We start from the raw sequence: 12,698 nt of genomic DNA on the forward strand, positions 1-12,698 counted from the left end.
GGCAGATATCTGAAGTTTATCAATATCAGATATCTGCTAGGGAACAATTGCGCTGCCATAAAGAGGTTTTACAACGTAAATGACCAATATACTGTAATGGATATACTGGTACAACTGAAGGGATATCACCGGCACGCATATGCAATAAATCCCCGGGAGCAACCCATTCAGCCGGCGTTTTGGTTAAAGGCAATCCTGCATAATTATAGGCAGCGACAACCAGTTGCGAACAAAAGTAACGGTCTGAAGAAAAAGGCGTTACCTGTACTACAGCCATGGTATTCAGGCACAAATGGCGAAAAGCTCGCGGAATAACTGGCAATTCACACACTTTACGGGTAACTGTATAAGGTGTCTGCTTGATAATCCCCATATAATTATATTTCCCGCCAGCCTCTGCTCTGGCAAATTCACGGATTTTTTCAGCCTGTAAATCATTCAGCTGCGGATGGCGATAAACGGCCAGTAACGGACTTTCATCAACGCTTTCAGCCAGAGACATAATATGCACACCACCACCCACGGCTTCTGCTATTTCTCCATCTCCTAAATACAGAAATGCATGGCTAACCGAAGTATTACCAAACAAGCGCAAAACACGGGAATTGAGACTTGAGTCGGCAGAAAATAAAATATCACCGCTTTGTAAATCCATTGGCTGAACCAATACTACTCCTGTCTGTGGCGCAGTATTTTGTCGCTGAAACTTTACTGATACATGTTTTTTTTCACCCGAAGCATTAGGAACCCGCTGAAACTGTGCAGTACAGGCAAAAAGTAAATTACAGCATAAAATTAAAAACAGGAATTTAAAAAATTTCATAGATGAAATGATTTTATATTTTACAGAATACTTATCATTAAATAGATTTAATGTTTAGTTAGTTATATATGAATATGCCATTTTTATTTTATTTATATACTAATTGCATATTCGATAAACCGTTACTAATAGAAATAATGAACAAATAATTCATATCAATATTAGTTTATTTTTACCAGCATGCATATTAACACTTTATTAATAATTATTCACTTATCTGAATGTTTCAAAGTAGCACAATTCTGATGATTTTTAAATTGATACCAGCTCATCCAACCTATTATTGTCAAATAAAAATATCAGTTTTCTATACAAAAAATAATACAGGTTTCCTGAGTTCCTTAAAATTTTTAATGGCACAAAAAACCCTGCTTTAAGCAGGGTTTTTCATTAATATAAAATTAGAAGAATTATCTAACTCTTTTAGATACCAGAGTGCGGATTTTTACGTCTACACGGCGATCAGGTGCAATACATTCGATCAAAGCAGCACGTTTCTTAGCAGCTGAAACTTTCTTGCCTAATTTAGCAACTTCACGCTGACAAGTTTCAGTCATGCGGGCTTCAGATTTGCCCAAGCCGACTGCAGAAACTTTCCCAGCAGGAACACCTTTAGAAACCAGATACTGTGCAACAGTGTTAGCACGATGCTCAGACAGAGTCTGATTATAAGCATCTGAACCTTTAAAGTCGGTATGACCTTCAACACGTACAACCTGTACGCTGCTGTCTGCCAGACGGGTAGCCAAATTATCCAGAGTTTCGATTGCTTCCGAGCGCAGAGTATATTTATCAAAGCCAAACAGGAAGTTAGCAGACAGAGATAATGTTTCATCAACAAATCTGGGTGTTTCAGGAGCAGCCTGTGCAATTGGGTGACCACAATTGTTACCCAGAGTTGGTTCATTATCATTGTTAAAGCGGTTTTTCACACATTCAGGTGTACCATCGGCACCATTTTCGCGGGTGACGATAATTTCGCCAGTTCCTTTTTCAGGAGCAGAGCTGGTAGTATAGCCATTGTAAGCACCAGCAGGTTCACCGGTCCAGTCGGCACCCGGTACAACACCATTGGCAAAAGCGGCAGTTGAAGCAGCCATAGCAACGATCAATGCGCTCAATTTTAGCTGTTTGGTCATGTTATTCCCTCATCAAAAAATTTGTTATGTGCTGATTCAGCCTGAAATTCGTCTGATCAAAACACAAATACCATTTACAGGCCGCTCAAACCGGGCGGGTAGCTTGGTAAATCAAGTCTATACTATAAAAAACCGCAGCATAAACTGTCAATATGCAAACTACCAAGGCGAAGCTGCTAGACGACCCGCTTCCTATCTGTGCATGATGCCTAAAAAATAGCTTTGTGTCACTTATTTACAACTAAATTCACATCCTTACCCTAATTAAGTTGCATGAAAACAACAAGCAAGCTTCTATTATCTTAAGGGTCTGCTACAGGTGGATTAACGTGTAAAAATGTTAAGCTTAGAGTGAAAGTGTTCCATGTCAGAATGGGTAAATTGAGTTATGATGCAGATAAAGAAGCTTTTTTGTTGTATTTGAGCGACAGTTAAAAACTCCAAACCTAAAAGGGGCTGAAATACTATGAAGCTGCAACAGTTACGTTATGCAGTTGAAGTTTATCGTCAGAATCTGAATGTTTCAGAAGCAGCGGAAGTACTGTTTACTTCTCAGCCTGGTATTTCCAAGCAAATACGCATGCTGGAAGAAGAACTAGGCGTACGATTATTTGTTCGTCATGGAAAACGCATGGTTGCAGTGACAGCTCCGGGAAAAATTGTTCTGGAAACTGCCGAGCGGATTTTACGTGAAGTACAGAATATTAAAAGTATTGGTACAGAATTTGCCGACCAGAATATTGGATCCCTGACCATTGCCACCACACATACATTGGCCCGATATGCTCTGCCAAAAATTATCTCAGCGTTTGTTGAATGTTATCCGCAGGTACAGCTGAGCATCCATACAGCCAGCCCTAAAGCCATTAGTCATATGGTGCTGGAGGGAGAAGTAGATTTTGCCATTGGTATGGAAATGGAAAGTGAGCATCCTGAATTACGCAAATTGAGCTGTAAAGCCTGGAATCGCAGTATCGTAGTTCCTGATAATCATCCTCTGCTTGATTTAAAGCGGCCATTACGGCTCGAAGACATAACAGCTTATCCGCTCATCACTTATGATATTGCTTTCGCTGAACAATCTAAAATCGCCCGTGCTTTTACTCAGGAAGGCTATCAGTTACCCAGAGTTAAACTGGCTTCAGCCGATACGGATGTCATTAAAACTTATGTTGCTCAGGGGCTGGGTATCGGATTGCTGGCCACCATGGCTTTTGACAGTAAACAAGATGAAGGTTTACAGCAGATTAGTGCAGAACATCTGTTTGAACCTTCCTTTATCCAGATAATACTCAGACAGGATGTTTATCTGCGTGGTTTTGGCTATGAGTTTCTGGCCTTATTCGCTCCTGGGTTAACACGGTCGCGGATTGAATCTGCCCTGTATTCTTCTTACGAAGAAGATTTTTCAATTTAATAGTATTTATCCCCGATACAAAACAAAGCCATTTTTATCAGATGATAAAAATGGCTTTGTAAATACTTTAACTGATATCAGGGCATCAGCATTCCACCGTTCACATGCAGTGTTTGTCCGGTAATGTAACGAGCTTCTTCACTGGCCAGAAACAAAACTGCGGCGGCCACATCTTCTACAGTTCCAAAATGATTCAATGCCGTTTGCCCAGCAAAAAAATCACGCTGCTCTTGCGGTAAAACTTTTGTCATATCGGTTTCGATAAAACCAGGAGCTACACAATTTACGGTAATCCCGCGCGAGCCCACTTCACGCGCCATTGATTTACTGAATCCGACTAATCCAGCCTTGGCTGCAGCATAATTAGCCTGGCCGGCATTACCGATAAAACCGACTACAGAGGTTATATTGATAATCCGGCCCCAGCGTGCTTTCATCATACTGCGGGTGACTGCCTTGCTGGCACGGAAGGCAGATTTCAGATTAATTTGCATGATTTCATCCCATTCTGATTCTTTCATGCGCATCAGCAAATTATCACGGGTAATACCGGCATTATTAACCAGTATGGCAATATTACCGATATTACTTTCAATGTCGGCAATCAGATTTTCAATACTATTTTCTTCAGCGATACGTAATTCCCGCCCTTCTCCGCCAAAATCAGCCAGTGCTTCATTGATACTGGTCACACCTGCAGCAGAAGTAGCTGTACCAATTATTTTAGCACCTTTTTCTGCCAGAAAACGGGCAATAGCGGCGCCAATTCCACGGGTAGCACCAGTTACCAGCGCAATTTTACCTGTTAAATCCTGATTCATAACTTATTCCTTTAGCTCTCAGCATGTGCAGCAATAAAACTTTCTATGCTTTGCACACTGGTTAATGCAACGCAACTGGCGCTCTTATCAATCCGTTTAGCCAGTCCGGCCAGCACTTTACCCGGACCGCATTCAGCAAAGTCTGTTATTCCGTCAGCTACCAGTTTGCTTACTGTTTCAGTCCAGCGCACAGGTGAATATAACTGCTGTACCAGAGCCTGTTTAATTGTTTCCGGTTCTGAATGCACCGCAACATCAACATTATGCAATACCGGAATTTGTGGTTTTGAAATATTAATCTGCTCCATGGCCGCAGCCAGTTTGGTTGCAGCTGGTTTCATCAGACAGCAGTGTGAAGGCACGGATACAGGTAACAGCAGTGCACGCTTGGCTCCGGTAGTTTTAGCAAGCTCACAGGCACGATTAATGGCAACAGCAGTCCCGGCAATCACCACCTGACCGGGTGAGTTGTAATTTACGGCTTCGGCCACTGTACCGGATAATTCATTTTGTGCCTGTAAACATACCTGACGCACAATATCATCATCCAGTCCCAGTATTGCGGCCATGGCACCCTCTCCGGCCGGTACAGCTTCCTGCATTAATTGTGCACGCAGACGAACCAGTTTCACAGCATCATGAAATGCCAGGCTGCCGGCAGCGACCAGCGCAGTATATTCTCCTAAACTGTGTCCGGCCAGCATCACAGGTAACTGACCATGCAATTGCTGATATACACGCCATGTGGCAATACCGGCTGTCAGCATCAGGGGCTGAGTATTAACGGTTTCGTTCAGGGCTGTGCTGTCTTCCCCGTTCATCAATGTCCATAAATCCTGATTAAGTGCTTCTGATGCCTGTTCAAATGTTTCTTTAACAACCGGCATATCATTAAAGCCGGACATCATATTGAGACTTTGTGACCCCTGTCCGGGAAAGAAAAAAGCAATACTCATGATCTTCCTTGAATTGAATAAAACTAATGTCCGGACAATTATTGTGCCGGAGACTGATTGGTCTGTAATGGCTGTTCGTAATGCAGAAACATTTTGGCACCTGCCGGGGCACCTATTGCGTAAGCAAGATTAGCTTCCAGTGACTGGGCAAAAGGCCCTTGGTAGATTTTGTTACCCATATGGGTCAGATCAGAGTGTGCATCAATATAAATCTTACCGCCTAACTGATTCCATAAGCGGCAAAAACTAAAATCTTCAGATAAATAACGCTTCGTCACCGGATCAATAAGACAATCGTAAAAACGATAGTGATATCCCCTATCAGCAACACCGATAGAATCAGGATGATATTGCAGCTTAGGATAAGCTTCCATCAGCCGGATAAATACTTCCCGCTTGATAACCATAAATCCGGTCGGTGCTTCCGGCAACTCAATAAAGCCTTCATCATCTACCTGTACATGCACCTCATGATTAGTATCTGCCTGGCTGATATTAATGGTATAGCGAGTATAAGCAGCATTAAACTGCTGCTGGGTCATATGCGCAGGAATACCTTCTTCCGGCCATGACTCACGCTTGAGCGGATAGACACCTGCAACAATATCGCGATCTGCCAGCAGAAGACGCTGAAAAGCTTCCGGTGAAAAACCGATATCAGTATCAATCCAGCATAAGTGCGTCCATTCCGGATGTGACAGAAATTCTGCTACACAGTTATTCCGTGCACGGGTTATCAGACTTTCACCCTGATGCATAAATACCTGTATAGGAAAACCTGCACTGGTATGCTCAGCAACTAAAGCCAGCAATGATTGTACATAATTACCAAAATACCGCCCGTCATGACTGGGCGACATTACAACCGGATACATATTGACTAACGCAGATTGAGATAGCATAATCCGATCCTGATAGGAATATTATTAATATATTAAGGTAACTGCACCCCAGGCAAAACCACCTCCGATACCTTCAAGCAACAAGGTCTGGCCACGCTTAATCCGACCGGATTTAATTCCTTCATCCAGTGCCAGCGGGATAGAGGCAGCAGATGTATTGCCCTGCTCAGCAAGGGTAACAATAACTTTATCCATTGATACACCAAGATGGCGTGCAGTAGATTCGATAATGCGCAGATTGGCCTGATGCGGAATAATCCAGTTTATATCAGACGGTTGTAAACCGGATTGATCAATGACTTCTTTTGCAATATTGGCTAGCGCTTTTACTGCAAACTTATAGACAGCCTGCCCGTCCATATACAGATAGGGTGAACCTTCAATCTTACCTGCTGCAATTTTTCCCGGTGTTTGCAGAATATGACTGTAATTACCATCAGCCTGTAATTTGGTATGGATGATACCGCCTTGCTGTTCGGAAGCACCCAGAATAACTGCACCAGCACCATCACCAAACAACACACAGGTACGCCGGTCATTCCAATCAAGCAGACGACTGAACGTTTCCGCGCCGATAACCAGTGCCTTACTGGCCATGCCACTTTTAATATAAGCATTGGCAGTAGCCATTGCATACATGAATCCGGCACAAACTGCCTGAACATCAAATGCCGGACAGCCGGAAATACCCAGCTTATTCTGCACAATACAGGCAGTAGCAGGAAATGTCATATCCGCAGTTGAGGTAGCCACAATAATGAGATCAATTTCGTTTGCATCAATACCTGCATCGGCCAGCGCAATCTGTGCTGCAGAAACAGCCATATCACTGGTTTGTTCATTTTCTGCAGCAATATGACGCGCTTTGATACCGGTACGCGTTGCAATCCACTCATCCGAGGTATCAACAAATTTGCTCAGGTCATCATTAGTCAGGCGGCGTGCAGGCAGGTAACTGCCTGTACCCAGAATATGGGCATTCAGCATGGCATAGTCTTTAATTTACGGCAAAGGGCATATTTTAAACAAAGTCATTTAACTTGTCTGCCTTTGCAACAAGGTGATTTATTCTTCCATAACAGCCAGCTGACGCGCAACACCGGCCTGAATTTTTGTAATTGAGTCTGCTTTAATGGCTTTATAAGCTTCCTGCAGGGCAAAACAGAAACCTGTAGCATCCGTACCGCCATGGCTTTTAATTACGACACCACGTAATCCCAGAAAAATGGCACCATTAAAACGCCGCGGATCAAGACGTCGCTTAAACCCCTTTAATGTTGGTAACGCAATTAATGCGGCCAGTTTATTAAACCAGCTGCGGGTAAACTCTTCTTTAACAACTGAACCGGCAAATTTCACCGCTCCTTCGATACTTTTGAGCATTGCATTACCGGTAAAACCATCAACTACCAGCACATCAACTTCAGCTGTAAAAATAGAATTACCTTCAACATTGCCGACAAAATTCAGATCACTGCGTCGTAAAAGCTGATGAGTTTCTTTAGCAGCTGCATTACCCTTAATGTCTTCAGTACCGACATTGAGTAAACCTACTCTTGGTTGCGTATTTTCAGGAAACAGTGCCGCCACCTGCTGACTACCAACAATAGCAAACTGCAAAAGCTGGGTGCTGCTGCAATCGACATTGGCACCCAGATCCAGCACTAGTGTCATATGATTATTGCGGCCGGGTAGGAATTTAGCAATTGCCGGACGATCAACACCGTCAATGGTTTTCAATACAAAGCGGGCAGTTGCCATCAGTGCACCGGTATTGCCGGCTGATACAGCTGCCTGTGCCTGGCCTTCTTTAATTTGATTAATAGCCACACGCATCGAAGAATCTTTTTTATTCTTGAGCGCAGAAGTCGGTTCTTCATCCATGCCTACCACTTCACTGGCCGGACAAATGGTAATCCGCTCCATGGAAGCATTAGCTTTATTTAATGCATTTCTGATTTTGACTTCATCACCAACCAGAATCAGTGCTGCGTCAGTTTGCTGCTGTAAAAATGTCAGCGCCCCCGGAATGGTTATATCCAGACCGAAATCGCCGCCCATGGCATCTACAGCAATGGTTTTCAGGGTCATAGATCATGCCTCTGATGTAGCTTGGGCTGCAACATGCTCGTAGTGCTCATCAATATCAAGCGCATCCCAAGGATAGTTAATCCACCAGTCATCAACCTGTATTGCACTATAAAAAGGTAAACCTGCCGGCAATATCCCTTTTTTGGGTTTGCGCTTTTCATGCAGTACTGCTACCCCGAGATGCTGGAATCCTTCATGCTGTAATTCGCGAATACAGTATTCGAGCGTAGCCCGGCTGTCATCCACTTCATCAACAATCAGTAGTTTTTTGTTTTTTAATTTTTCGTCAAAACCATTGGTCCACTGTATTTTCTGCGGCTGGTCAGTCGGGCAGTCGTTAACATCATAATAAGACAAAGTAACGGTATATACAGGAATATTCAAAAAACTACGCAATATACGTGCCGGAATAAATCCACCACCACCGATAGCGATCATTGCATCAAATGAATGCTCTGATTTCTGAATTTTTTCTGCCAGCTGTTTAATGGCACGATGTATGTCTTCGTAGTTATACCAGATTTTTTTCATGGGAAACCCGAGTCAGTGTAAAGCAGGCCATTGAGGCTGCCGGGAAAGTGGAAGCAGTTTATTTTAGCAGGATAATTACCCTGCTAATATTGGATACAAAAAAGCCAGTGATTGCAGATGCAATGTCTGGCTTTCATACGTATTGAATAATCAAAGGTGTGAATTATTCACCTTTGGCTTTGACTACTTTACGTCCGCGGTACATACCGTTTGGAGAGATGTGGTGACGCAAATGTACTTCACCGGTAGTGGTATCAGTAGAAACCTGTACAGCGGTCAGACCATCGTGTGAACGGTGCATACCACGTTTTGAAGGTGATTTTTTGTTTTGTTGTACTGCCATGTTAAAGCTCCTGGGTAATGTAAGTTAATTCGTTAGTGGCCGCTTTTCAGTCCTGCCAGTCTGGCAAAAGGATTACCTGATTCTTGATTGGTTTGGGTTGCCAGAGTGTGATCACAGTCTTCATGTCGCGGTGCAACCGGAATGGCCATTAAAATCTGGTCTTCCAGCAGTGCAGCAAGATTATATTCTGCACTCCATACCGCGCCTTCAAGTGTTTCATCAGCGGCCATGGCCTCGTCCAGCAACTGTTCGCTGGTAAACAGCACCACATGCGACTGGTCATTCAGCGCCCAGGAAACAGCCTGTAAACAGCGCTGACACACCAGTTCCAGCTGACCTTCCACACTGATATCGAGAAAAGGACGCTGCCAGCGGTCAATACCACCGCAAACCTGATACCGGATAATGCCTTCGCGTTGCGCTAAAAGTTCATGCGACCAAACCCGCCGGTCAAGTGCCTGAAGCTGCAATTGACCGCTGCGTTGCTGCTGTTCACGTGTGAACGTGGCCGTATCAATCAAAATAGGGTCTAACATAAACGGCGGATGATATAATTTAAACTTTATAATGTCAATGAGTTCGCACTTATGCCAAGAGAGAAAAAGTTGATTCTGGCTTCCAGCTCCCGTTTTCGCCAGCAACAACTTCAGCAGTTAAACATCCCTTTTGACGCGGTTAAACCTGATTTTGATGAAACGCCACTTTCTGCTGAAACCGCACCACAAACAGCGTTGCGTCTGGCCAGCGGCAAAGCATACTCTCTAGCCAGTCTTTATCCGGATGCTCTGATTATTGGTTGCGATCAGGTTGCGCTATGTCGCGGGCAGCAACTGGGCAAACCACTAACCGTAACAAAAGCACAACAGATGTTACACTATTTGAGTGGTCAGCAAGTGATATTTTACAGTGCACTTACGGTACTGAATGCTGCTGAAAACCGCCTGCATCAGCATATTGATGAAACACGCGTCATGATGCGTTCACTGACTGATGCGCAGATTAAGCATTATCTGAATCGTGAACCGGATGCTGTACATTGTGCCGGCGCGGCAAAAAGTGAAGGATTGGGCGCTTTACTAATTAAACGCATCGAAAGCACCGATCCGAATGCACTGATTGGTTTACCGGTTTTTCGTCTGGTGGATTTTTTGCTGGCAGAAGGAATAAATATTTTATGAGCAGTCCTATACTCTATCTTATCCCGACACCACTGGGAAATGCAGATACACCCTGTCTGCTTGCGCATGAACAAAAATGCATTGTTAACCTGACCGACTTTGTTGTTGAAGCAGAAAAAACAGCACGGGCTCATTTAAAAGCTTTCGGTGTGCAAACACCGATTCGTGAGCTGAATCTGCGCACTTTGAATGAACACACTCCTGAACAGGATATCGCTAAATTATTGCAACCTTTGCAGGCCGGTCGCAACATGGGATTACTTAGTGAAGCAGGCTGTCCGGCTGTCGCAGACCCGGGAGCCCAACTGGTGGCGCTGGCACATCAGGCCGGGTTCACTGTAATGCCGCTCGTGGGACCGTCCAGTATCATGCTGGCTCTGATGGCTTCTGGCGCCAACGGACAGTGTTTTGCTTTCAAAGGTTATCTGCCTGCTGAAAAAAACGCACGTATTGAATGTTTGCATACTCTGGAAAAGCGCTCACGACAGGAAAATGAAACCCAGCTTTTTATTGAAACTCCTTACCGTAATGATGTTTTACTGGCTGACGCTATTGCGACTTTACATTCTGAAACCCGTTTGTGTATTGCCGCAGATTTAACTATGCCGACCCAAACTATTATTAGTCAGAATATAGCAGCATGGCGAAAAATGCCGGCATTGCCACCGCTGAAAAAAAGACCATGTCTGTTCGTTATTTATGCCGGATAATTGTAACTGATGTTTTTTGAAATTAATTTGCGCTTCACTCTTGTCAATGTCCTCGTCGCTGCCTATAATGCACAACTTCTTTCGGAGTGTAGCGCAGCCCGGTAGCGCACCTCGTTCGGGACGAGGGGGTCGAAGGTTCGAATCCTTTCACTCCGACCATATTTTAAAAACCGTTTGCTTAATTTCAGGCAAACGGTTTTTTTATAAAAAAATAAATTATATTAAATGAAATTACTTTAAACTAGGAAATAGTGATTATTTTTTTCTGTAAAAATATGATTGTAAACTATAATTATATTCAATTTAACCATCTATTTTTATAAAGAAAAAAATTATTTCGCAACTTAATCCGGCTTATAACTGTCATTTAGTAATTAATAATGCTTTTCTGTTAAGTTATGTAGGCTTTATAATCAGCCAATTATGTTACATCCTACTACATAATAACGTTAAAAAACTGTAGCCTTTAAACACAACCCATTGAAAGGTAAACATGTTACCACTCGAAATTGAGGAAATGAATCCACCACCGAAAAAACAGCGCTGGTATCAGATCCTATATGTACAGGTAATTATTGCCATTATTATTGGTATCTTACTTGGCAACTTTTTCCCTACTGTTGGCGAAAGCATGAAACCTTTAGGTGATGCATTCATCAAATTAGTGAAAATGATCATCTCCCCAGTTATTTTTCTTACAGTGGTAACCGGCATCGCCGAGATGACCAATATGAAAACCATGGGGCGGGTCGCCGGCAAGGCTATGGTTTACTTTCTTACTTTCTCTACTCTGGCTCTGGCTATCGGGCTGGTTGTGGCCAATATTGCCCAGCCGGGACATGGTCTGAATATTGACCCGAGCTCACTGCAAAGTGCCAAGGTACACGAATATGTGCAGAAGTCCCATGAATCCAGCCTGACCGGTTTTCTGATGGATATTATTCCGACTACCGCCATGAGCCCGCTAACTAATGGCAATATTCTGCAAACTCTGTTTATTGCTATTCTGTTCGGTATTTCACTGGCATTGATTGGTGAAAAAGCCCGCCCGCTGATTAATATTTTTCAGGATTTATCGGCGCCCGTTTTCAAAATGGTATCTATTCTAATGCGTGCAGCCCCGATAGGTGCATTTGGCGCTATGGCTTTTACCATAGGTAAATACGGTATTAGTTCTATTGGTAATCTGCTCTATCTGATTCTGACTTTTTATATTTCTTCCGTTCTGTTTATTCTGATTGTTCTGGGTGCTGTAGCCCGTTATAACGGTTTTTCGATTATCAAGCTGGTCAAATACATTAAGGAAGAGCTGTTACTGGTACTGGGTACAAGCTCATCTGAAGCCGCCCTGCCTACACTGATGCAGAAAATGGAAAAAGCCGGCTGCAAGAAATCAATTGTCGGACTGGTAGTACCAACCGGTTATTCGTTTAATCTGGACGGTACCAATATTTACATGACCATGGCGGCATTATTTATTGCACAAGCATGTAATATTGACCTGACACTGGAACAGCAAATACTGCTGTTACTGGTTGCCATGTTAAGTTCAAAAGGCGCCGCAGGTGTAACAGGAGCAGGATTTATCACCCTGGCTGCGACCTTATCGGTAGTACCTTCTGTACCGGTGGAAGGAATGGCGCTGATTCTGGGTATTGACAGATTCATGTCTGAGTGTCGTGCTCTGACTAATCTGGTAGGTAATGCCTGTGCCACTATTGTGGTTGCGCGCTGGGAAAAAAGCCTTGATGAAGAACGTTTACATGAAGTACTGAAATAAGCACTTC

At 43.4% G+C, this 12,698-nt stretch carries 14 protein-coding genes and 1 tRNA gene; 5 read left to right on the top strand and 10 right to left on the bottom strand.

Annotated elements, in window-relative coordinates; all coding sequences use genetic code 11:
• Window positions 1-25: 25 nt before the first annotated feature.
• Window positions 26-823, bottom strand: coding sequence for a hypothetical protein (locus tag GYY70_RS09250; protein WP_174832144.1), 798 nt, complete (start codon window positions 821-823; stop codon window positions 26-28).
• Between the two features lie 410 nt (window positions 824-1,233).
• Window positions 1,234-1,962, bottom strand: coding sequence for an OmpA family protein (locus tag GYY70_RS09255; protein ID WP_174832145.1), 729 nt, complete (start codon window positions 1,960-1,962; stop codon window positions 1,234-1,236).
• Window positions 1,963-2,428: 466 nt separating this feature from the next.
• On the opposite strand from GYY70_RS09255, the gene GYY70_RS09260 reads away from it, so the two are divergent.
• Window positions 2,429-3,379: a CysB family HTH-type transcriptional regulator gene (locus GYY70_RS09260; RefSeq protein ID WP_084551753.1), complete on the top strand. Its 951-nt coding sequence runs from the start codon at window positions 2,429-2,431 to the stop codon at window positions 3,377-3,379.
• 77 nt (window positions 3,380-3,456) lie between these two features.
• On the opposite strand, the gene fabG is transcribed toward GYY70_RS09260, so the two are convergent.
• The 8 genes from fabG to GYY70_RS09300 all read right to left on the bottom strand — a co-directional run bounded on the left by fabG (window position 3,457) and on the right by GYY70_RS09300 (window position 9,559).
• Window positions 3,457-4,200, bottom strand: a complete 744-nt coding sequence (gene fabG / locus GYY70_RS09265; RefSeq protein ID WP_174832146.1) for a 3-oxoacyl-ACP reductase FabG — start codon at window positions 4,198-4,200, stop codon at window positions 3,457-3,459.
• Between the two features lie 11 nt (window positions 4,201-4,211).
• Complete coding sequence (fabD, locus tag GYY70_RS09270; protein WP_174832147.1) at window positions 4,212-5,156, bottom strand: ACP S-malonyltransferase; 945 nt, start codon at window positions 5,154-5,156, stop codon at window positions 4,212-4,214.
• Between the two features lie 38 nt (window positions 5,157-5,194).
• Window positions 5,195-6,058, bottom strand: a complete 864-nt coding sequence (locus GYY70_RS09275; RefSeq protein ID WP_084548368.1) for a hypothetical protein — start codon at window positions 6,056-6,058, stop codon at window positions 5,195-5,197.
• 24 nt (window positions 6,059-6,082) lie between these two features.
• Window positions 6,083-7,045 carry a beta-ketoacyl-ACP synthase III gene (locus GYY70_RS09280; RefSeq protein ID WP_174832148.1) on the bottom strand — a complete coding sequence of 321 codons (963 nt, stop codon included), beginning with the start codon at window positions 7,043-7,045 and terminating at the stop codon, window positions 6,083-6,085.
• Window positions 7,046-7,123: 78 nt separating this feature from the next.
• Window positions 7,124-8,143 carry a phosphate acyltransferase PlsX gene (gene plsX, locus GYY70_RS09285; protein WP_174832200.1) on the bottom strand — a complete coding sequence of 340 codons (1,020 nt, stop codon included), beginning with the start codon at window positions 8,141-8,143 and terminating at the stop codon, window positions 7,124-7,126.
• 9 nt (window positions 8,144-8,152) lie between these two features.
• Window positions 8,153-8,680 (bottom strand): phosphoribosyltransferase, encoded by a 528-nt coding sequence (locus tag GYY70_RS09290; RefSeq protein WP_174832149.1) that lies wholly within the window; start codon window positions 8,678-8,680, stop codon window positions 8,153-8,155.
• Window positions 8,681-8,843: 163 nt separating this feature from the next.
• The gene (rpmF, locus tag GYY70_RS09295; RefSeq protein WP_025331343.1) at window positions 8,844-9,023 is read right to left on the bottom strand and encodes a 50S ribosomal protein L32; all 180 of its coding nucleotides are present in this window, start codon (window positions 9,021-9,023) and stop codon (window positions 8,844-8,846) included.
• A 32-nt stretch (window positions 9,024-9,055) separates the two neighbouring features.
• Complete coding sequence (locus GYY70_RS09300) at window positions 9,056-9,559, bottom strand: DUF177 domain-containing protein (RefSeq protein WP_174832150.1); 504 nt, start codon at window positions 9,557-9,559, stop codon at window positions 9,056-9,058.
• Window positions 9,560-9,610: 51 nt separating this feature from the next.
• On the opposite strand from GYY70_RS09300, the gene GYY70_RS09305 reads away from it, so the two are divergent.
• The 4 genes from GYY70_RS09305 to GYY70_RS09320 all read left to right on the top strand — a co-directional run bounded on the left by GYY70_RS09305 (window position 9,611) and on the right by GYY70_RS09320 (window position 12,691).
• Window positions 9,611-10,201: a nucleoside triphosphate pyrophosphatase gene (locus GYY70_RS09305; protein WP_174832151.1), complete on the top strand. Its 591-nt coding sequence runs from the start codon at window positions 9,611-9,613 to the stop codon at window positions 10,199-10,201.
• Window positions 10,198-10,911: an SAM-dependent methyltransferase gene (locus tag GYY70_RS09310; RefSeq protein ID WP_174832152.1), complete on the top strand. Its 714-nt coding sequence runs from the start codon at window positions 10,198-10,200 to the stop codon at window positions 10,909-10,911. The genes GYY70_RS09305 and GYY70_RS09310 overlap by 4 nt, the downstream gene beginning before the upstream one ends.
• 82 nt (window positions 10,912-10,993) lie before the next feature.
• Window positions 10,994-11,070: transfer RNA gene (locus GYY70_RS09315), tRNA-Pro, on the top strand.
• 334 nt (window positions 11,071-11,404) lie between these two features.
• Window positions 11,405-12,691 carry a dicarboxylate/amino acid:cation symporter gene (locus tag GYY70_RS09320; protein WP_078475366.1) on the top strand — a complete coding sequence of 429 codons (1,287 nt, stop codon included), beginning with the start codon at window positions 11,405-11,407 and terminating at the stop codon, window positions 12,689-12,691.
• The last annotated feature ends 7 nt before the right edge of the window (window positions 12,692-12,698 follow it).

Source organism: Snodgrassella sp. ESL0324, assembly GCF_013344955.1.
Lineage (GTDB): Bacteria > Pseudomonadota > Gammaproteobacteria > Burkholderiales > Neisseriaceae > Snodgrassella > Snodgrassella alvi.

Coding starts and splice junctions, on each gene's coding strand:
- GYY70_RS09250 (WP_174832144.1), bottom strand. CDS start 823: ATGAAATTTTTTAAATTCCTGTTTTTAATTTTATGCTGTAATTTACTT.
- GYY70_RS09255 (WP_174832145.1), bottom strand. CDS start 1,962: ATGACCAAACAGCTAAAATTGAGCGCATTGATCGTTGCTATGGCTGCT.
- GYY70_RS09260 (WP_084551753.1), top strand. CDS start 2,429: ATGAAGCTGCAACAGTTACGTTATGCAGTTGAAGTTTATCGTCAGAAT.
- fabG (WP_174832146.1), bottom strand. CDS start 4,200: ATGAATCAGGATTTAACAGGTAAAATTGCGCTGGTAACTGGTGCTACC.
- fabD (WP_174832147.1), bottom strand. CDS start 5,156: ATGAGTATTGCTTTTTTCTTTCCCGGACAGGGGTCACAAAGTCTCAAT.
- GYY70_RS09275 (WP_084548368.1), bottom strand. CDS start 6,058: ATGCTATCTCAATCTGCGTTAGTCAATATGTATCCGGTTGTAATGTCG.
- GYY70_RS09280 (WP_174832148.1), bottom strand. CDS start 7,045: ATGCTGAATGCCCATATTCTGGGTACAGGCAGTTACCTGCCTGCACGC.
- GYY70_RS09290 (WP_174832149.1), bottom strand. CDS start 8,680: ATGAAAAAAATCTGGTATAACTACGAAGACATACATCGTGCCATTAAA.
- rpmF (WP_025331343.1), bottom strand. CDS start 9,023: ATGGCAGTACAACAAAACAAAAAATCACCTTCAAAACGTGGTATGCAC.
- GYY70_RS09300 (WP_174832150.1), bottom strand. CDS start 9,559: ATGTTAGACCCTATTTTGATTGATACGGCCACGTTCACACGTGAACAG.
- GYY70_RS09305 (WP_174832151.1), top strand. CDS start 9,611: ATGCCAAGAGAGAAAAAGTTGATTCTGGCTTCCAGCTCCCGTTTTCGC.
- GYY70_RS09310 (WP_174832152.1), top strand. CDS start 10,198: ATGAGCAGTCCTATACTCTATCTTATCCCGACACCACTGGGAAATGCA.
- GYY70_RS09320 (WP_078475366.1), top strand. CDS start 11,405: ATGTTACCACTCGAAATTGAGGAAATGAATCCACCACCGAAAAAACAG.